The sequence below is a fragment of the Burkholderia sp. AU27893 genome (genome assembly GCF_002223205.1).
Taxonomy (GTDB): Bacteria; Pseudomonadota; Gammaproteobacteria; order Burkholderiales; family Burkholderiaceae; genus Burkholderia.
This window is the reverse complement of the sequence record NZ_NKFD01000001.1, coordinates 900,848-919,746: the sequence shown is the minus strand read 5'-3', so window position 1 is coordinate 919,746 and position 18,899 is coordinate 900,848. Positions and strand designations below refer to the sequence as shown.

The 18,899-nt window shown below is 68.2% G+C and carries 16 protein-coding genes; 8 read left to right on the top strand and 8 right to left on the bottom strand.

Translation table 11 applies throughout. The annotated features are described in order from the left end of the window. Positions 1 to 402 precede the first annotated feature (402 nt). The 3 genes from CFB47_RS04250 to CFB47_RS04240 all read left to right on the top strand — a co-directional run bounded on the left by CFB47_RS04250 (position 403) and on the right by CFB47_RS04240 (position 3,594). Entirely contained in the window at positions 403 to 1,845 is a 1,443-nt protein-coding gene (locus CFB47_RS04250) for a TAXI family TRAP transporter solute-binding subunit (RefSeq protein WP_089460499.1), read from the top strand. Positions 1,846 to 1,939: 94 nt separating this feature from the next. After that, complete coding sequence (locus tag CFB47_RS04245; protein ID WP_089439342.1) at positions 1,940 to 2,578, top strand: 2-hydroxychromene-2-carboxylate isomerase; 639 nt, start codon at positions 1,940 to 1,942, stop codon at positions 2,576 to 2,578. 68 nt (positions 2,579 to 2,646) lie between these two features. After that, positions 2,647 to 3,594: a LysR family transcriptional regulator gene (locus tag CFB47_RS04240; protein WP_089439341.1), complete on the top strand. Its 948-nt coding sequence runs from the start codon at positions 2,647 to 2,649 to the stop codon at positions 3,592 to 3,594. Between the two features lie 34 nt (positions 3,595 to 3,628). Here CFB47_RS04240 and CFB47_RS04235 read toward each other — a convergent pair whose 3' ends face one another. The 4 genes from CFB47_RS04235 to xdhA form a co-directional block, all read right to left on the bottom strand. Further along, a complete protein-coding gene (locus CFB47_RS04235; protein ID WP_089460498.1) occupies positions 3,629 to 4,030 on the bottom strand; it encodes a nuclear transport factor 2 family protein in 402 nt (133 codons plus the stop codon). A gap of 88 nt (positions 4,031 to 4,118) precedes the next feature. Further along, positions 4,119 to 4,736, bottom strand: a complete 618-nt coding sequence (gene xdhC / locus CFB47_RS04230; protein ID WP_089460497.1) for a xanthine dehydrogenase accessory protein XdhC — start codon at positions 4,734 to 4,736, stop codon at positions 4,119 to 4,121. 214 nt (positions 4,737 to 4,950) lie between these two features. Beyond that, the gene (gene xdhB, locus CFB47_RS04225; protein WP_089460496.1) at positions 4,951 to 7,314 is read right to left on the bottom strand and encodes a xanthine dehydrogenase molybdopterin binding subunit; all 2,364 of its coding nucleotides are present in this window, start codon (positions 7,312 to 7,314) and stop codon (positions 4,951 to 4,953) included. Positions 7,315 to 7,332: 18 nt separating this feature from the next. Beyond that, complete coding sequence (gene xdhA / locus CFB47_RS04220) at positions 7,333 to 8,883, bottom strand: xanthine dehydrogenase small subunit (RefSeq protein ID WP_089460495.1); 1,551 nt, start codon at positions 8,881 to 8,883, stop codon at positions 7,333 to 7,335. Positions 8,884 to 9,220: 337 nt separating this feature from the next. On the opposite strand from xdhA, the gene CFB47_RS04215 reads away from it, so the two are divergent. After that, positions 9,221 to 10,435 (top strand): MFS transporter, encoded by a 1,215-nt coding sequence (locus CFB47_RS04215; RefSeq protein WP_089460494.1) that lies wholly within the window; start codon positions 9,221 to 9,223, stop codon positions 10,433 to 10,435. Positions 10,436 to 10,471: 36 nt separating this feature from the next. On the opposite strand, the gene CFB47_RS04210 is transcribed toward CFB47_RS04215, so the two are convergent. From CFB47_RS04210 to CFB47_RS04200, 3 genes are all read right to left on the bottom strand, one after another. After that, positions 10,472 to 11,038 (bottom strand): RES family NAD+ phosphorylase, encoded by a 567-nt coding sequence (locus tag CFB47_RS04210; protein ID WP_256946645.1) that lies wholly within the window; start codon positions 11,036 to 11,038, stop codon positions 10,472 to 10,474. A gap of 36 nt (positions 11,039 to 11,074) precedes the next feature. Beyond that, complete coding sequence (locus CFB47_RS04205; protein WP_089461347.1) at positions 11,075 to 11,725, bottom strand: hypothetical protein; 651 nt, start codon at positions 11,723 to 11,725, stop codon at positions 11,075 to 11,077. Positions 11,726 to 11,849: 124 nt separating this feature from the next. Further along, entirely contained in the window at positions 11,850 to 12,740 is an 891-nt protein-coding gene (locus CFB47_RS04200; RefSeq protein WP_089455676.1) for a DMT family transporter, read from the bottom strand. Positions 12,741 to 12,875: 135 nt separating this feature from the next. Between CFB47_RS04200 and CFB47_RS04195 the strand changes: the two genes are divergently transcribed. Next, positions 12,876 to 13,811, top strand: a complete 936-nt coding sequence (locus CFB47_RS04195) for a helix-turn-helix domain-containing protein (protein WP_089460493.1) — start codon at positions 12,876 to 12,878, stop codon at positions 13,809 to 13,811. 28 nt (positions 13,812 to 13,839) lie between these two features. Here CFB47_RS04195 and CFB47_RS04190 read toward each other — a convergent pair whose 3' ends face one another. Beyond that, on the bottom strand, positions 13,840 to 15,051 hold the full coding sequence (locus CFB47_RS04190; protein ID WP_039361540.1) for an alanine--glyoxylate aminotransferase family protein: 1,212 nt from the start codon (positions 15,049 to 15,051) through the stop codon (positions 13,840 to 13,842). A gap of 753 nt (positions 15,052 to 15,804) precedes the next feature. On the opposite strand from CFB47_RS04190, the gene CFB47_RS04185 reads away from it, so the two are divergent. The 3 genes from CFB47_RS04185 to bluB all read left to right on the top strand — a co-directional run bounded on the left by CFB47_RS04185 (position 15,805) and on the right by bluB (position 18,762). Beyond that, the gene (locus tag CFB47_RS04185) at positions 15,805 to 16,788 is read left to right on the top strand and encodes a LysR family transcriptional regulator (protein ID WP_089460492.1); all 984 of its coding nucleotides are present in this window, start codon (positions 15,805 to 15,807) and stop codon (positions 16,786 to 16,788) included. Positions 16,789 to 16,818: 30 nt separating this feature from the next. Beyond that, positions 16,819 to 17,817: a 2-hydroxyacid dehydrogenase gene (locus CFB47_RS04180; RefSeq protein ID WP_089460491.1), complete on the top strand. Its 999-nt coding sequence runs from the start codon at positions 16,819 to 16,821 to the stop codon at positions 17,815 to 17,817. A 180-nt stretch (positions 17,818 to 17,997) separates the two neighbouring features. Then, positions 17,998 to 18,762 (top strand): 5,6-dimethylbenzimidazole synthase, encoded by a 765-nt coding sequence (gene bluB / locus CFB47_RS04175; RefSeq protein WP_089460490.1) that lies wholly within the window; start codon positions 17,998 to 18,000, stop codon positions 18,760 to 18,762. Positions 18,763 to 18,899 lie beyond the last annotated feature (137 nt).

Genomic DNA, 18,899 nt, shown 5'->3' with positions numbered 1-18,899 from the left:
TACGGCCGATTACCCCCAAAAGCAGCCGGCCCGCGCGCGAACGGGCGGGACAGCCGGTGTTTTCCACGGCGATACGAGAGAGGCGAGACGGGCTGGCGGCAGGCGCACGCGAAAGCGGGCCGGCCGGGCCGGACAGCCGCCGGCCGAACGCGCCCGGTCTCATTGCGTGCCGGGTCGCGCGCAAATCGGGCGCGGCTGCGTCGCACAATGTAATCCAGCGCCCGCGGAAGCGCAAAGCTTTTGACGCGGGGTAGCCCGCCGCTGTCGCCGCGGGGCCGCGCCAGGCCGCCCCACTCGCGCACGCCCGGTGAAACCGGGTACCATCGCCGCGAGCATCGGCGTCGTCCATGACCACCGTCCGATCGTCACCGATACGTCACGCCAGCGTCATCCACCGCCCCCATGAAGCCAGCCCGCCCTCGCCCGCCTCGCCGCATCCTCGCCCGCTTCGTCGCGGTGTCGTGGCGCGACCTCGCGCTGTCGATCGGCCCTACCGTGCTGCTCGCCGGCGCGGCCGTCTGGCTCGCGGTCAAGCTGATCCAGCCGGCCCCGCCGTCCACGCTCGTGATCTCGTCCGGGCCGCCCGGCAGCACGTACTGGAACGCCGCGCAGAAATACAAGACGATCCTCGCGAAGAACGGCGTCACGCTCGACGTCCAGTCGTCCGAAGGGTCCGCCCAGAACCTCGCGCGGCTGTCGAACCCGAACGCGCCGGTCGACGTCGGTTTCGTGCAGAGCGGCATCGGTCCGAAGGAGCGCGACGAACACCTCGTGTCGCTCGGCAGCATCGGCTACGTGCCGCTCGCGATCATGTATCGCGGCCCGGTCGTCGCGCGCCTGTCCGACTTCAAGGGCAAGCGGCTCGCGCTCGGCGCGGAGGGCAGCGGCGCGCGCGAGCTGAGCCTCGCGCTGCTGAAGATGAACGGCATCGTGCCGGGCGGCTCGACCGAGCTGCTGCCGACCGCCGGCGAGGACGCGGCCACCGCGCTGCTCGACGGCAAGATCGACGCGGCGTTCCTGTCCGGCGACTCGACGCAGATCCCGGTGATGGCGAAACTGTTCCGCGCGCCCGGCGTGCACGTGTATTCGTTCACGCAGGCCGAGGCGTACGCGCGGCGTTTTCCGTACCTGACCGCGATCACGCTGCCGATGGGGGTCTACGATCTCGGCCGGAACCTGCCGCCCGCCGACATCCACACGGTCGCGCCGACCATCGAACTCGTCGCGCGCGACGCGCTGCACCCCGCGTTGTCCGACCTGCTGATCGAGGCCGCGCGCGAGGTGCACGGCCACGCGACGATCCTGCAGCACGCGGGTGAATTCCCGTCGCCCGTCACGCGCGGCTTCCCGCTCTCCGACGACGCCGCGCGCTACTACAAATCAGGCAAGACCTTCCTGTACCGGCGGCTGCCGTTCTGGGTCGCGAGCCTCGTCGACCGGCTGCTCGTCGTGGTCGTGCCGCTGATCGTCGTGCTGATCCCCGGGCTGCGGCTCGTGCCGTCGCTGTACGGCTGGCGCGTGCGCTCGCGCATCTACCGCTGGTACGGTGCGCTGATCGCGCTCGAGCGCAGCGCGCTCGGCGAGCACACGGCCGAGGAACGCGTGCAGTTGCTCGACGAGCTCGACGACATCGAGGAAGCAGTGAACCGGATGAAGATGCCGCTCGCTTATGCCGGGCAGTTCTACGTGCTGCGCGAGCACATCGGCTTCGTGCGCGAACGGCTCACCGCGCACGACCAGGACACACCGGCCAGCCCGCCGGGCGCCGGCGGCCCGCCGCAGGCACGTGCCGAAGCCGCGCCGCCGGCCGGCACGCCCCCTCGGGCGACTCCCGGTTCCGCGTAAGCGGACGATCCGCGATCATTGCCGCATGCGCGCGCCGCCGCGTAACATGGAGGCCGCCGCCAGGCGCCGCTCGCCCCACCCTCTGGAGATCGCCATGACAACCGGCCTCGACACCGCCCAACCCGCCTGGTTCTACGACTTCGTGTCGCCGTTCTCCTACCTGCTCCTCGAACAGCTCGACAAATGGCCGGACGTGCCGTTCGAGCCCGTCGCGGTGTCGCTGCCCGACCTGCAGCGCCACTGGGGGCAGCGCTCGAGCGCGGACGTGCCCGCCAAGCGCGTGTTCACGTACCGTCACGCACTGTTTCGCGCCGAGCAGCTCGGCATCCGCTTCAAGATGCCGCCCGCCCATCCGTTCGATTCCGACAAGGTGTTGCGCCTCGCGATCGCGCTGCGCGCCGACATCGCGACCGTGCTGGAAATGTTCCGCTTCATCTGGCACGACGGCAACGACCCGTCGACGCCGGAAGGCTTCGCGGCACTGTGCGAGCGCGTCGGCGTCGGCCATGGCGACGAGCTGATCGAATTCGAGGAGACGAGCGCGCAGTTGCGCCGCAACACCGACGACGCGATCGCGCTCGGCGTGTTCGGCGTGCCGACGTTCTGGATGAACCAGCAGCTGTTCTGGGGCGAGGACGCGCTGCCGATGGTGCTGTACTGCGCGCGCACGCCGAACTGGCTCGAATCGCGCGAGGTCAAGCGGATCAGCGTGCTGCCGAAGGGCCGCGTGTGATGGCCGGTATCACGCACGCCAACGTGCGGCTGCGGTAAGGTTACGCTTCCCCGGAATCCCCTTCTACGATGGAAGAAAACGACCGTACCGCCTCGCTCGATATCTGGCTCGTGCGCGTGTTGCGCACGCTGCTGCTCGAGCGCAGCGTGACGCAGGCCGCGCTGCGGCTGAACCAGACCCAGCCGGCGATCAGCACCGCGCTGCGCAAGCTGCGCGAGACGCTGAACGACCCGATCCTCGTGCGCGGCAAATCCGGCATGGTGCCGACCGAATACGGCGCGTCGCTGCTCGAGGCCGCGCAGCGCGCGCTGCGCGAGGTCGACTTCATCGCGACGCCGCACGGCGACTTCGATCCGTCGTCCGCACGGCGCACGTTCCGCGTCGCCGCCCCCGATTACCTGAACGATTTCTTCATGCCGACGCTGATCGAGCGCTTTCGCGACGCGGCGCCGCATGCGCATCTGGAAATCGATTCGCTGAATCCCGCGCTCGATCACGCGGGCGCGCTCGAATCGGGCGCACTCGATCTCGTGATCGGCAACTGGCCGAAGCCCGACCCGCAGTTCGCACGCCAGGACCTGTTCTCCGACACGATCGTGTGCCTGATGCGCGATGCGCATCCGCTCGCACGCGAGCCGCTCACGCGCGAAGCGTATGCGTCAGCCGCACACGTCGCGCCGACGCCGTACACCGGCGACAAGCGCAACGCGATCGAGATCGGCCTGGCACGCGCGCGCCTCACGCGGCGCATCGTGACGACGCTGCCCTACTTCGGCATCGTGCCGCAGGTACTGCTGCAGTCGGACCTGATCTTCACGACGACGCGGCGCTTCGCGACGCACTATGCGCAGTTGCTGCCGCTCGTGGTCGTCACGCCGCCCGTGCCGTTCCCGCGCATCAAGAGCTACCTGCTCACGCATCCTCAGCCCGACCGCCCGACCGACATCGCGTGGCTGTGCGCGCTGATGCAGAGCGTGTCCGACGAGCTGACGGTTCCCCGCAGCCGCAAGCGCTGAGCCGCGGCACAAAGCGCGGCACGGCCGCTCGAGCTCAGGCCGTACAGAAGGTTTCCTGCAGATGGGCCCAGCGCACGACGCCCGCCGCGTCGCGCTCGAACACGGCGGTAGCGCGGCGCGCGGGCAGCTCGCCCGACGCCGCGTGCTGCGCTTCGAGATAGGTGACGGTCGCATGCGACGCATCGGCCGCGAGCACCCGGATGTCCGACAGCGTGATGCGCAGCCCCGGCTTCGCGCCGGCGAGCTTGTCGAACAACGCGCGCGTACCGTCGTGATCGACCTCGCGGCCGTCGGTCAGGATCATCGTGAATTCGGCGGAAAACGCGGCGAGCAGCGCATCGAGCGCCTCGGGTGCGGTATCGACGCCGGACAGCCAGCGCTCGATGGCGACGAGGCTCGCATCGAGCGCGTCGAGATAAACCTGATGATCGGACATGGCACGTGCACGGTAAGGCGCGGCCCGATGCCGCGCGTCGTCGTGCAGTGTATGCAAAATCGCGCGGCCCTGCGCTGGCCGCGCGGCGCTACCTCGCGCAGGACACGTCGTCGCGCGCACGCCCCGAAGCGGCGGCCTTCGCGTCGGCCACCGGCATGCCTGAGCGTGCCTGCAGCAGCTCCGCGCACACGGCCACCGCGATCGCGCCCGGCGCCTTGTCGACGATCCCCGCGACACCGATCGGGCACACCATCTCCGCGAGTCGCGCCGGATCGACGCCGCGCGCGGCAAGCCGGCGCTCGAACTTCACGCGCTTGGTGCGCGAGCCGATCATCCCGAAGTACGCGTAGTCGCGCCGCCGCATGATCTGCGCGGCGAGCGAGAAGTCGAGCGCGTGGTTGTGCGTCATCACGAGGAAGTACGCGCCGGGCGGCGCGGCGTCGACGACGGCCTCCGGCGTGTCGGTCGGCTCCGGCTGCACGTTCGGCGGACATTCGTCCGGGAACAGCTCGTCGCGCGTGTCGACCCACTGCACCACGCACGGCAGCGCGCCGAGCAGCGTGACGAGCGCGTGACCGACGTGCCCGGCGCCGAACAGCACGATGTGCATCGGCGCCGGCGTGCCGGTCGCGCGGTTGCGCTGGCCGGTGCCCGGCGCGAACGCCGGGTCCGACGCGGTGCGGAGCGAGCGGGCGGGGCCGTTCATGTCGGCCTCCGCCGGGCCGCCCCAAGGAGGCTGACCGCCCCCTCGGGGGGCAGCGAACGAAGTGAGCGTGGGTGCTGTTTCATCTCAGCCTCCGCCGGGCCGCCCCAAGGAGGCTGACCGCCCCCTCGGGGGGGCCGTGCATGGGACCGGAGCAAGCGCTGAAGCGCCAACTCCGGTCGACAGTGAACGAGGAGAACGTGGAGACCGTTTCATCTCAGTCTGCCTGTGCGGCGCGTGCCGCCCGCACCGCGCTGACCGCACGCAGGATCGACTCGCCGGTCGCCGGCGCATCGAGCGGCGGGTTCACCTTGTAGTCGCCGACCGCGGCCACCGCATCGCGCACCGCGAAGAACACCGAGAACGGCAACAGCAGCGGCGGCTCGCCGACGGCCTTCGAACGGTGGATGCTGTCCTCGACGTTGCGGTTGTTGAACAGCTTCACGTTGAATTCGGGCGGCGTGTCGTTCACCGTCGGGATCTTGTACGTGGACGGCGCATGCGTCATCAGCTTGCCGCCCTTGTTCCACCACAGCTCCTCGGTCGTCAGCCAGCCCATCCCCTGGACGAACGCGCCTTCGACCTGGCCGATGTCGAGCGCCGGGTTCAGCGACGCGCCCACGTCGTGCAGCGCATCGACGCGCAGCGTGCGCATCTCGCCGGTCAGCGTGTCGATCACGACTTCCGACACGGCCGCGCCGTACGAGTAGTAGTAGAACGGCCGGCCCTGCAGCTTCGACTGATCCCAGTACAGCTTCGGCGTCGCGTAGAAACCGTCGGACCACAGCTGCACGCGCGCGAGGTACGCCTTTGCGATCACTTCGCCGAACGGCACGCCGTTGCCGCCCACCCACACGATGTCGTTGGCGAACTTCACATCGGCCGCATCGACCTTGCCGTCGCCGAACTGCTTCGCCGCGAACACCGCGAGCCGCTCGCGCAACTGGCGCGCCGCATCCTGCGCAGCCTTGCCGTTCAGGTCCGAGCCCGTCGACGCAGCGGTCGCGGACGTGTTCGCGACCTTGCTGGTGTCGGTTGCCGTCACGCGGATCCGGCCGAAGCGGATGCCGAGCTCGTGCGCGACGACCTGCGCGACCTTCGTGTTGAGCCCCTGCCCCATCTCCGTGCCGCCGTGGTTCACGAGCACCGAGCCGTCGGTATAGATATGCACCAGCGCGCCGGCCTGGTTGAAGTGCGTGACGTTGAACGCGATGCCGAACTTCACCGGCGTGATCGCGATGCCCTTCTTCAGCACCGTGTTGCGTGCGTTGAATTCGCGCACGCCCGCACGCCGCGCGCGGTAGTCGCTCGTCGCCTCGAGTTCGCCGAGCAGCTCCTGCAGCACGTTGTCCTCGACCGTCTGCCCGTACGGCGTGACGTTGCGTTCGGTCTTGCCGTACAGGTTCGCATAGCGGACGTCGAGCGGATCGCGATCGAGCGCGCGCGCGATGTCGTCGAGGATGTACTCGATCGCGAACGCCCCCTGCGGGCCGCCGAAGCCGCGGAACGCGGTATTCGACTGCGTGTTGGTCTTGCCGCAGTAGCCGGCGATGTTCACGTCGCCCAGCCAGTACGCGTTGTCGAAGTGGCACACCGCGCGCGTCATCACCGGGCCCGACAGGTCGGCCGAGAAACCGCAGCGCGACGTCATGTCGAGCGCGACGCCGTCGATGCGGCCGTCATCGTCGTAGCCGACGTCGAAGCGGTAATGGAAGTCGTGCCGCTTGCCGGTGATCATCATGTCGTCGTCACGGTCCGGACGCAGCTTCACCGGGCACAGCAGCTTCCACGCCGCAAGCGCCGCGCAGCACGCGAACAGGCCCGACTGCGATTCCTTGCCGCCGAACCCGCCGCCCATCCGGCGGCACTCGACGAGCACGTTGTGCGACGCGACGCCGAGCACGTGCGCGACGAGGTGCTGCATCTCGCTCGGGTGCTGCGTCGAGCAGTACACGTGCATCCCGTCGTCGTCCTTCGGCACGGCGTACGCGATCTGCCCTTCGAGATAGAACTGCTCCTGGCCGCCGAGCAGCATTTCGCCCGACTCGCGATGCGGCGCGACGGCGAGCCGCGCGACCGCGTCGCCGCGCGCGAGCTTCAGCGGCGGGATCACGTAGGTTTCGGCCGCGCGCGCTTCCTGCGCGGTGAGGATCGCCGGCAGCTCCTCGTAGTCGACCTGGGCGCGGCGCGCGGCGAGCCGCGCGGTTTCATGCGACGTCGCGACGACGATGAACATCGGCTGGCCGACGAACTGCACGATGCCCTTCGCGAGCACCGGGTCGTCGTGAATGATCGGGCCGCAATCGTTGACGCCCGGGATGTCGTCGGCCGTGAACACGGCGACCACGCCGGGCGTCGCGCGCACCGCGTCGAAGTTCATCGACACGATCTTCGCGTGCGGTTTCGCCGACAGGCCGAGCGCCGCGTGCAGCGTGCCCGCGACGACCGGGATGTCGTCGGTGTAGGTGGCACGCCCGCTGACGTGCAGGTGCGCGGATTCGTGCGCGCGCGATACGTGGACCTGCGCGGCGTCGGCTTGCGGGTCGAGGGTGCTCAGGAACGGTTCTGCTTGCTGGTTCATGTTCGGTGTTCTCCGTCTTCAGACGCGCGCCGCGTCGGTGCCGGGTTCGGCGGCCACTTCACGCACATTCAGGGCTTGCGGCGGCAGCGGGTCGTGCGGGCGCGTCTCCAGCCAGAAGCGATACATCAGGTTCTTCGCGGTATCGAGACGGTACGTGCTCGTCGCGCGCATGTCGGACAGCGGCTGGTAGTCGCGCTCGAGCGCCTGCATCGCGGCCTGCGCGGTGGCTTCGTGCCACTGCGCGCCGTCGAGCACGGCTTCCGTCTGGGCCGCGCGCTTCGGCGTCGCCGCCATCCCGCCGAACGCGACGCGCGGCTCGCGGATCGTGTCGCCGTCCGCGATGAACGCGAACGCCGCGCACACGGCCGAGATGTCAGAGTCGAACCGCTTCGACAGCTTGTACGTGCGGAACTGCAGCTTCTCGCGCGCGCCGGTGCGGGTCGGCACCTTCAGGCCGACGACGAATTCGTGCGGCGCCATGTCCTTCTGCTGATAGCCCGTGTACAGCGCCTCGAGCGGTAGTTCGCGCACCGTGTCGCCGCCGCGCAGCACCACGCGCGCGCCGAGCGCGATCAGGCCCGGCATCGAATCGCCGATCGGCGAGCCGTTCGCGACGTTCCCGCCGATCGTGCCCGCGTTGCGGATCGGCAGCGACGCGAAGCGCTTCCACATCTCGGTCAGTTCCGGATACGGGCCAGCCAGCGCCGCATACCCTTTCTCGACCGTCACGCCAGCACCGATTTCGATCCAGTCGTCGCCGTGCACGATGTTCTGCAGTTCGGCGATCTGGCCGACGTAGATCAGGTCGTCGAGCCGGCGCATCTGCTTGGTGACCCACAAACCGATGTCGGTGCTGCCTGCCAGGATGCGCGCGTCGGGCCGCTCGACCTTCAGCGCGGCCAGCGCGTCGAGCGTGCGCGGCGCCGCGAAGCGCGCGCCGTTGATCGTCGTGTAGTCGAACGTCTCGTCGCGCTTGAGCGACGTGAGCGCGCGGGCCAGCGCGGCCGTGTCGACCGGCGCCGACGGTGCCGGTGCATCGAACATCTGCACGGCCGCATCGACGATCGGACGATAGCCGGTGCAGCGGCACAGGTTGCCCGTCAGCGCATCGGCGATCTCGGTGCGCGTCGGTACGTCCTTCGCCTTCGCGCACGTGCCGGCACGGCCGCAGCCCTCGTGGCCGTGCTTCTCATACAGCGCCCACATCGACATCACGAAGCCGGGCGTGCAGAACCCGCATTGCGAACCGTGGCAGTCGACCATCGCCTGCTGCACCGGATGCAGCGCACCGTCCGGCTGACGCAGGTCCTCGACCGTCAGCAGCGCCTTGCCGTCCAGCGTCGGCAGGAACTGGATGCATGCGTTGACGGCCTTGAACTCGACCGCGCCGGCGTCGGTCAGTTCGCCGACGACGACCGTGCACGCGCCGCAGTCGCCTTCCGCGCAGCCTTCCTTGGTGCCGGTGCAATGCGCGTCCTCGCGCAGGTATTGCAGCACGGTGCGGGTAACGTCCGCGCCGCTGACTTCGCGGATCGCGTGACGATGGTAGAAGCGGATCGGCTCACTCATGTCTCGATGGTTCTTCAAATGGGGGCAAGGCGGCCCGCGCTGTGCGCTCGACCGACGTTTTTCTGACAGTTTGCACGCTATCACCATCAAATTTCGCAACCCATAGCCCATCACGCATGGGGCCCATATAACTGCCGCGATATGAGCGCCGGGCCCGCCCGGCGGCCTTTCCACACGGCGCTCCCGGCCCCTTTCCTGCGCGCTCGCGACCGTCCGGTGTCCCCGAAAACAGGTCGCGATTAACTAAATGGTACCTGCGGGAAAACCGGTTCCATGGGAAAATCCCGATTCCCTTTTTCGCCGTCCTCTGTCCGTTTCGTTCATTCGTTCCGACCCCATGTCAACCGATTCCGCCACACCGCCGCGCAGCGGGTTCGCGGTCACGCTGCAAATCGTGTCCGTCGTCTGCTTCACGTTCATCTGCTACCTGACTATCGGCCTACCGCTCGCGGTGCTGCCGGGCTTCGTCCATGACGACCTCGGCTTTTCCGCGATCGTCGCGGGTGGTGCGATCAGCGTCCAGTATTTCGCGACGCTCGCGTCGCGGCCGCTCGCCGGGCGCCTGGCCGATACGCTCGGCCCGAAGCAGACGGTGTTGCGCGGGCTGGTCGGTTGCGGTGTGTCGGGCGTGCTGCTGCTCGTCGCGCTGCTGCTCGCGCACTGGCCGGTCGCGAGCCTCGTGCTGCTGGTCGCGAGCCGGCTCGTACTCGGCGTCGGCGAGAGCCTGTGCGGCACCGGCGCGATCCTGTGGGGCATCGGGCGGGTCGGCGTCACGCACAACGCGAAGGTGATCTCGTGGAACGGCATCGCGACCTACGGCGCGCTCGCGCTCGGCGCGCCGGTCGGCGTCGCAATCGCGAATACGCTGAATCCGGCGCTGATCGGCGTGATCGTGATCGCGCTGGCCGCAATCGGCTTCTACCTGGCGCGCCTGATCGCTTCGGTGCCGCTCGTGCACGGCGAACGGATGTCGTATGCGAGCGTGTTTACGCGGGTACTGCCGCACGGCCTCGGCCTCGCGCTCGGCTCGGCCGGCTTCGGCTCGATCGCGACCTTCGTCACGCTGTACTACGCGGCGCGCCACTGGCCGAACGCCGCCCTGTCGTTGACCGTGTTCGGCACGTTGTTCATCGGCGCGCGCCTGCTGTTCGCGAACACGATCAAGACATATGGCGGCTTCCGCGTCGCGATCGTGTCGTTCGCATTCGAATGTTCGGGCCTGTTGCTGCTGTGGCTCGCGCCGGTGCCGCACATCGCGCTCGTCGGCGCCGCGCTGACCGGCTTCGGCTTCGCGCTGATCTTCCCGGCGCTCGGCGTCGAGGCCGTCGCGCTCGTGCCGCCCGCGAGCCGCGGCGCGGCGCTGTCCGCGTACTCGGTGTTCCTCGACCTGTCGCTCGGCATCACGGGCCCGCTCGCCGGCTATGTCGCGGGCGCGTTCGGCTATCCGCAGGTGTTCCTGTTCGCGGCGGTGGCGGCGGCGGCCGGTGTCGCGCTGTCGATGGTGCTGTACCAGCGGCAGGCGCGGGTGGCGGAGAGCGGCGCGACGGCATGAGAAGCGGAGGCGCGTTGCCGCGCGCGCCACGCGGGGTCAACGCAGCAGTATGTTGAAGTCCCGCAATACGCCGGCAGCATCGGGATGACGCCTGAATGGAACGGCGCGCCCGAGCGAGAGCTTCGGTTTGGCACGATCGAACAGCACGAGCGCTTCCGACGTGTTGAGATGGCGCGACATGTACAAAAACCCGTCGACGCGACGGGGATGCCGGTGGACGGCAAGCGACCACTGTTGCGGAACGTCGTACGGTGCGATGGTCGACAACGCACCGTCACCACCGAGATTCTTCAGCGGCAAGCCGTGCAGGACGGCGACGGTCAGCGGCGCGCCGTCAAATGAAAGGACGTAGCGATCGAGTTCGGTCGTCACGAGCGGAAAACCGCCCAGCACCAGATCGGCGACTTCGTCGTGCAGCACCGTCTCGGCGAATGCGCAATGCAGATCGAAGCCGAAATAGCTCGTGCCGTACCGCCGCCGCATGCGCGGATCGTCGAGGCGATTACCGCCCGATTTCCCGAAGTAAGGCTCGCCGGTCGCATATCGCGAGATACGCACCAGCGCCGCCGGCGCAACGTCGCGAGTCACCAGCGTTGCGCTCACGAAATGTTCCCCCGGCGCCGTCAGAAAACGCACCACCTAGCGCTCGGCGAACGCCGTGGCGGCACGCTCGACTTCATCCACCTTCCCGCGCGACAGCGCGACGAGTGGCGTAACGTTGCCCAGCGACGCCTTCGGCGTCGTGAAGAACTGCCATTTGCTCCATCCCGGCAAACCGCCCAGACATTGGGTCACCTTGCCCAACGTCTTGCGATCGATGTCCCCCGCCAGGTAGAAGGCCGGGTAGTACTGTGCGGCGCCGACATCGACCGTGAAGATCCGGCCGGACGCCACGGCCTTGCTGAGCGCCTGCCGCGTCATGCCGAGGCCGACCCATGTGTGCGCGGCAGGCAGCAGCTTGCCGTCGGCGACCAGCGTGCGCCGTTCCGCCTGCACCTGCCGCTCCGGATCGGCGACGACGCCCGCCGCCCGCTTCTTCCCGGCGGTCGGCTTCCTGTCGCGCGTCGCGGCCGCAGCGATGCCGAACGTGATCGTGCCGGCCAGATCGATGACCTGCGCGATGCCGACCTTGAACAGGTGCCCCAATTGCTCGTCTGACAGGCTGAGCAGCGCCCGCGCGCGATCCGGGCCGAGCATGGTCGCCGCGCCGACAGCGCTGCGCAGCGCTTCCTCCGTCTCGACGTCAAGAACGACGGCCGTCCCTTCCAGCGTATGAGCCCGCGCAATCATCATCACCTCCCGTCACGACCGGAATGATCAAGCGTAGCCCCGACTCGAAACCAAGTCAACCGTGTCAACCGAATCGACCGTGCGCCACGTTCCTCGATCGTGCGTTCGCGCAGCCCCGAACGTCTCACGCCGCCCGCAAAAACAACCGCCGCGTCAGGTCGAACGCGACCAGGTTGCCGGCCACCACCAGCAGCAGCCCGACCACCGCGAGCGGCGACCACTGGTAGCCCTCAAATACCGTCGACACGGCCAGCGCGACGATCGGGAACAGCACCGTGCAGTACGCGGCGCGCTCCGGCCCGATCCGGCCGACGAGGGTCAGATAAGCGGTAAAGCCGATCACCGAACCGGGCACGGCCAGGTAGACGAGCGCGCCGAGATAACGCGGGCTCGTGTCGAGCGTGAACGGCATCCCGGCCACCATGCTGCCGACGGTCAGGATCGCCGCGCCGATCAGCATCGCCCAGCCGTTGGTCGCGAGCGGGTGCAGCCCCATCGACTGCATCCGGCTCGACAGCAGGTTGCCGATCGAGAAACACATCGTGCCCGCGAACGCGATGGCGAGCCCCATCCAGGTCGCGTGGTCGTCGAGATGGCCGGCCATCTGCTGCCAGAACAGGCACGCGATGCCCGCCAGCCCGAGCAGCGCACCGGCGATCGCCGATGGCCGCAGCGGACGGCCCATGAACAGCCGGCCGTTGATCGAGTTCAGCAGCGGCGCGGTCGAGAAGATCACCGCGACGAGGCCGCTCGGCACGACCTGCTCCGCATAGTAGAAGCACAGGAAATTCAGGCAGAACAGTGCAAAGCCCTGCGCGAGGAGAAAGCGCCACGCTTCGCGCGGCGGGCGCACCGGCCGGCGCATCACGCGCAACAACGCGAACAGCACGGCGGCCGCGAGCCAGAAGCGCCAGGCGATCGACACGGGCGGCGGCACGGCGCCGAGCTGCCATTTGATCGCGATCCAGGTGGTGCCCCAGATCAGCACGGTGACGAAATAAAGCGACAGGTTCATGGCGGCAACGATCCAGAAAGCAGGTGAAACGGATCCCGACTATGCCGCCGCCCGGCGCGCGCCGATTGTCCGGAATTGCGGTCTTTTTCGGGCCGCCGCACGCGGCGCCGCGCGCCCGCTTATACTCGGGCCATCATGAGCCTCTCCCTTTCCGCGCCCCCCGTCGACCACCCCACCGCTCCGACTGGCGGCGATCTGCCGTTCGGCCTGCAGTCGGTCTGCCGCACGCTCGCGGACGCGAACGCGACGCTCGAGCGCTTCGCGTGGCTCGGCGATCACCTGGCGATCGCCGAATGGACGCGGATCACCGACGAAAGCGAGACGGTCTACGAGCAGCCGGGCCACCACACGCTGTCGTGCTACCTCGACGGCGGTTACCGGACCGAACGCCAGCGCGTGCCGCGCTACGGCGCGCCGAGCCTGCTGTGCGCGCTGCCGGGCGACCATGAATCGCGCTGGTGGGTGCGCGGCGAGATGCACTTCATCCACCTGTATTTCCTGCCCGAGCACTTCACGCAGCGCGCGATCCGCGAACTCGACCGCGAGCCTCGCGAGCTGAAGCTCGCCGACCGCACTTATTTCGAGGATGCGCGCGTCGCCGCGCTGCTGCGCTCGCTCGCGCTGGACGGCTGGGACGATGCCGACGAACGGCTGCGCGTGAACGAGACCGCGCACGAGGTGCTGAGCCTGCTGCTGCGCGGGCAGAGCACGACCCGCACCGACACGTCGTTCCGCGGCGGGCTCGCACCGGCCGTGCGCCGCCGCGTGCGCGACTACATCGACACGTACCTGACGCAACCGCTGACGCTCGGCGAACTCGCCGATGTCGCCGCACTGTCCGAGTACCACTTCTCGCGGATGTTCCGGCTGTCGTTCGGCCGCGCGCCGCACGCGTGGGTGGCCGAACAGCGCCTCGCGCGGGCACGCGAGCTGCTGCGCACGACGGCGCTGCCGCTCGCGCAGATCGCGGCCGACTGCGGCTATGCGAACGCCGGCCACTTCAGCCATCGCTTTCGCGACGCACATGGCACGACGCCGAATACGTACCGACGCGCGATGCAGGGCCGCTGAGCGCGGCCCCTTTTTCCCGTTTCCCCGCTTACGCGCCGCGCCGCGACAGTTCCTGTTCGAGCGCCGCGACACCGGCCGGCAGGTCGACCGGCACCTTCAGGTCGACCATCGTGCGGCCGAACGCATGCAGCGTGCGGAACAGGTTGTGTTCGCGGCACTGCTCGCCCATCTGCCCGATCCGTACGATCGGCAAGCCGAACGAGCCCGAGATCTCGACCTGGTACTGCTTCGAGATATGGCCGCAGACCATTCCGGGCGTGAGCCCTTCCGGCGTCTCGATCCCGACCACTGAATTGAGTCGGCAGTCCTTCGGCGCGTAGAGCTTGAGCCCCATCGACTCGACGCCCGCCTGCAGCGCGAGCGAGCAGCGCAGGTGGCGCGCGAAGCGGCTTTCGAGCGTCTCCGCGCAGACGAGCCGCAGCGCCTCGTGCAGCGCGAGCACGCCGGACACGGGCGCCGTGTAGTGATAGCCGGCGTTGTGCCAGAAGTTCTCCGCGAGCGCCATGTCGAGACACCAGTGCGCGTTCGGCTCGGGGCGAGTCTTCATCCGCTCCCATGCGGCGTCGGAGAACGCGATCAGCGACACGCCCGGGATCGACGACAACCCCTTCTGGCCGCCGGTGATCACCGCGTCGATGCCCCACGCGTCCATCTCGAGCGGCATCGTCGACAGCGTGCACACGGCGTCGACCACGACCAGCGCGCCGGCCGCCTTCGCGAGCGCCGCGATGTCGCGCAGGTCGCGGTTCCATACGGTATTCGACGTCTCGCCCTGCACGATCGTGACGATCTCGGGCCGCTCGCGCGCGATTGCGTCCGCGATCTCGTCGAGGCTGGCGACCGCGCGGTCGGCCACTTCGAGCGTCGCGACGTCGGCGCCGACGCGCGTGGCCATCTCGGCCATCCGCGCGCTGAAGAAGCCGTTGCGGATCGACAGCACGCGCGTGCCGCGCCACGCGAGGTTCGAGATCGCCATTTCCATCGCGGCCGAACCGGGGCCCGCGACGCCGAGCACCCACTTCGTGCGGGTCTGGAACACGTAGCGCGCCATTTCCTTCACCTGCTCGATGATCTTCGCCATCGTCGCGCCGAGGTGGTTGATCACGACCGTGTTCGCCTTCGCGACGGCGGCCGGAATCGGGACCGGGCCGGCCCCCATCATCAGCAGCGGTTCTTCGGGCAGGATCGCGTCGAGCGGCACGACGACGGGACAGGGAATCGGCGAGTAATCGATGGACATGGCTGGTAAAAGGTGAGGAAAGGACGTGCACGGACGCCCGCCGCGCTGCGGGGCGAACTGATCGATCATTCCGCGTTCCGCCGCCTCGCGCAAGAGGCACGCGCGGCCGGACAGCGCGATGGTGGCCCGGTCGCCGAACCGGGCCAGCCGGCCGTGCGCGGGTCGCATACCAGTCATCCGGATTGAAAAAGGATTGCCGGCAACGGTGTGAAACGGTTCCACGCGTGCATCAAGCGCACGATTTTCTTCGCCAATAACACCGTGCCCCGTCGATTTCTCCGCTTCAGTGCGACTTCCGTATCGATTGAAATAGACCCGATCCGTGATGAAAATCATCGCGCGGAATCCGATACGCAAAACCCTCGCACCATCGAAAACATCCACTAGTGCAGCATGAATTGGGGCGCGCCTCCCATCAACACCTGAACAAACTCACAAAAATATCTCTCAACTCGTTGAATTAAATAGACAATATTCGCACCCAACATGCGTGCCCAATATCGCACCACCTTTGAACGGCAGGCATACCAGACAGCACGACGTTTAACGCGTTACTCCCGATTTCGATTTTCCGCAACCCGCCGCTTTTCTCAGGTTGACGGATATCGCGCGGTATTGAACAATCGTCTGCGGAATCGAAGAAAACGATTTTTCGATACGATGGAAAACCGAGGGCCGCGCGAGGCGCTTTCGAGGTCGCGCAGCGCAAAACCACAACCATAATCAATCAACCGGGCCAAAAATACGCAAGCCATGAACCAGATTCAGACCATGCGTGTATTCGTCTGCGTCGCCGAGCAACAGAGCTTCCGGCGCGCGGCGCACCATCTCGGCGTGTCCAATGCACTCGTCACGCGTTCGATCGCGATGCTCGAGGGCCACCTGAACACCCGGCTGATCCACCGCACCACGCGGAACCTGTCGCTCACCGAGGCCGGCGTACGCTACCTCGACGGCTGCCGGGCGCTGCTCGAGGAATTCGATCACCTCGAGTCGTCCGTCGCGCATGCCGTGCGCGAACCGGCCGGCACGCTGCGCGTCGTCGCGTCGGGCCTGCTGTCGCCGCTTGCGCTGACGCCGCTCGTCAGCAGCTTCCGGCGCCGCTACCCCGAGTTGCGCGTGCAGCTGACCGTCGCAGAGGGGCCGCTCGACGTGCTCGATTCCGGGTACGACGTCGGCATCGTCACGGGCAACCGGCTCGACGGCAACCCGACGCTGATCGGCCACGCCCTTTCACCGAATCCGTTCGTTGCGGTCGCGGCGCCGGCCTATCTCGAGCGACGCGGCGAGCCGCGGCTGCCCGACGACCTGCCGGGCCACGACTGGGTCACGCTCGCACCGCACCAGCATGCGCCCGCGTGGCAACTGGTCGGCCACGACGGCGTCGCGCATTCCGTCACGGTGCGTCCGGCCTGCACGGTCAACCAGCTCGCGCTCGTCCACGCGGCCGCCGTGGCCGGTGCGGGCATCGCGGTGCTGCCCGAGCCGTGCGTCGCCAGCGCGCTCGCCAGCGGCGCGCTCGTGCGGCTCATGGCCGGCTACCGGATCGACGATCCCGACACGCAGTTGTCGCTCGTCTACCCGAACCGCCAGTACGTGCCGGCCCGCACGCGCAGCTTCGTCGAGCACGCGCTCGATCACTTCAGCGCGCAGCCGGCCCGCGAACACACCGATTACGGCTTCCTGCGGCCGTCGCGCGGGCCCGACCGCTCCGACATCGTCACGGGGCTGCAGTAAACTGCGCGCGTCAGCCTTCGGAGGTGCAGCGTGCGCGTGATCCTGTTCAGCAGCCGGCAGTACGACGACGATTCGTTTGCTGCCGCCAACCGGCAGTTCGGCTATCGGCTGCACTTCCAGCCGTCGCACCTCGACGCGGAAACCGCGATCCTTGCGCATGGCTATGACGTCGTCTGCCCGTTCGTCAACGACACCGTCGACGCTGCCGTCCTCGAACGGCTGGCGGACGGCGGCACGCGCCTGATCGCGCTGCGCTCGGCGGGCTTCAACCATGTCGACCTGGCGGCCGCCGAGCGGCTCGGCATCACGGTCGTGCGCGTGCCTGCCTATTCACCGCACGCGGTTGCCGAGCACGCGGTCGCGCTGATCCTCGCCCTCAACCGCCGCCTGCCGCGCGCCGTCGCGCGCACCCGCGAGGGCGACTTCTCGCTGAACGGCCTGCTCGGCTTCGACCTGCACGGCAAGACCGTCGGCGTGATCGGCACCGGCATCATCGGCAGCGTGTTCGCGAAGATCATGATGGGCTTCGGGATGCATGTGCTCGCGCATTCGGTGCCGCCGTACAACGACGAGCTGATCGCGTTCGGCGCGCGCTATGTCGCGCTCGACGAATTGCTGCACCACGCCGACATCGTCAGCCTGCACTGCCCGTTGCTGCCGTCGACGCACCATCTGATCAACGAACGGACGCTCGCGCGGATGAAGCACGGCGCGATGCTGATCAACACCGGGCGCGGCGGCCTCGTCGACGCGCAGGCACTGGTCGACGCACTCAAGAGCGGCCAGCTCGGCCATCTCGGGCTCGACGTGTACGAAGAGGAAAGCGGGCTCTTCTTCGAGGATCACTCCGACCTGCCGCTGCAGGACGACGTGCTCGCGCGGCTGCTGACGTTCCCGAACGTGATCGTCACGTCCCACCAGGCATTCTTCACGCGCGAGGCGCTCGCCGAGATCGCGCACACCACGCTGTTGAACATCGAGGCATGGCATGCCGGCACGGCGCAGAACGTCGTGACCGCGAATCGCTGAGAAATCGACGAATCCGGCTCATTTCATGGCGGCAAGCGATACCGCAATCGTTTGCTTTTGATCGCCGCTGAAAACACGACCTTTTGCGTCAACAATTTCGTGCTTTGTTTCAAATGATGTAACGCGGCGCGTGCGCCGTCTGCTATCGTTGCGCCGACGTTATCCCGCCTCCTCCCGTCCATGCGTTTCGACGACTCCGACATCGCCGCCGTCTACCGCGCCATTTTCGAACGGCGCGACATGCGCCATTTCACGCCGGCACCCGTCGATCCCGCCGTGCTCGCGCGCCTGCTGCGCGCGGCGCATCACGCACCGAGCGTCGGCTTCATGCAGCCGTGGCGCTTCATCCGCATCACCGATCCGGCGCTGCGCACCGCGATCCACGCACTGGTCGAGGCCGAGCGCTGCGCAACCGCCGACGCACTCGGCGAGCGCCAGGACGAATTCATGCGGCTGAAGGTCGAAGGCGTACGCGAATGCGGCGAGCTGCTGGTCGTCGCGCTCGCCGACGGTCGCGAGCGCCACGTGTTCGGCCGTCGCACGCTGCCGGAGATGGATCTCGCGTCCGCGGCTTGCGCGATCCAGAACATGTGGCTCGCGGCCCGCGCCGAAGGGCTCGGGATGGGCTGGGTATCGCTGTTCGACGTCGATGCGCTGCGCACGCTGCTGCGCATGCCCGACGGCGCGAAGCCGATCGCCGTGCTGTGCGTCGGGCACGTCGACGCGTTCTATGCGAAGCCGATGCTCGAGCAGGAGCGTTGGGCCGCGCGGATGCCGATCGAAGCGTGCCTGTTCGAGAACGGCTGGGACGATCCGGCCGCGATCGATGCCGCAGGGTCGCCTTCGTCGCCCGCCGACGTAGCGGACGCGGCAACGGAAACGGGCACAGACCTGGCATGCGCATCAACCGAAAGCGTCGACGACTCTCCCGAACGCATCGCCTGACGAGTCCGCCGCGGCCATCGTTCCGCCCCCGGAATTTCACCGCCGCCAACCCCGCCGAATCCCACACTGTGAGCGCCACGCGGACAATCCCGTCGCACCCCGGCAACAACCGTTTTGGCCCCAAGCATAGGGGTTTT

Bases quoted from the DNA above. Each gene is read 5' to 3' on its own strand.
- CFB47_RS04205 (WP_089461347.1), bottom strand. From the start codon at position 11,725: ATGATTGCGCGGGCTCATACGCTGGAAGGGACGGCCGTCGTTCTTGAC.
- CFB47_RS04250 (WP_089460499.1), top strand. From the start codon at position 403: ATGAAGCCAGCCCGCCCTCGCCCGCCTCGCCGCATCCTCGCCCGCTTC.
- xdhC (WP_089460497.1), bottom strand. From the start codon at position 4,736: ATGAACGGCCCCGCCCGCTCGCTCCGCACCGCGTCGGACCCGGCGTTC.
- CFB47_RS04195 (WP_089460493.1), top strand. From the start codon at position 12,876: ATGAGCCTCTCCCTTTCCGCGCCCCCCGTCGACCACCCCACCGCTCCG.
- CFB47_RS04240 (WP_089439341.1), top strand. From the start codon at position 2,647: ATGGAAGAAAACGACCGTACCGCCTCGCTCGATATCTGGCTCGTGCGC.
- CFB47_RS04185 (WP_089460492.1), top strand. From the start codon at position 15,805: ATGAACCAGATTCAGACCATGCGTGTATTCGTCTGCGTCGCCGAGCAA.
- CFB47_RS04200 (WP_089455676.1), bottom strand. From the start codon at position 12,740: ATGAACCTGTCGCTTTATTTCGTCACCGTGCTGATCTGGGGCACCACC.
- CFB47_RS04235 (WP_089460498.1), bottom strand. From the start codon at position 4,030: ATGTCCGATCATCAGGTTTATCTCGACGCGCTCGATGCGAGCCTCGTC.
- xdhA (WP_089460495.1), bottom strand. From the start codon at position 8,883: ATGAGTGAGCCGATCCGCTTCTACCATCGTCACGCGATCCGCGAAGTC.
- bluB (WP_089460490.1), top strand. From the start codon at position 17,998: ATGCGTTTCGACGACTCCGACATCGCCGCCGTCTACCGCGCCATTTTC.
- CFB47_RS04245 (WP_089439342.1), top strand. From the start codon at position 1,940: ATGACAACCGGCCTCGACACCGCCCAACCCGCCTGGTTCTACGACTTC.
- CFB47_RS04215 (WP_089460494.1), top strand. From the start codon at position 9,221: ATGTCAACCGATTCCGCCACACCGCCGCGCAGCGGGTTCGCGGTCACG.
- CFB47_RS04190 (WP_039361540.1), bottom strand. From the start codon at position 15,051: ATGTCCATCGATTACTCGCCGATTCCCTGTCCCGTCGTCGTGCCGCTC.
- xdhB (WP_089460496.1), bottom strand. From the start codon at position 7,314: ATGAACCAGCAAGCAGAACCGTTCCTGAGCACCCTCGACCCGCAAGCC.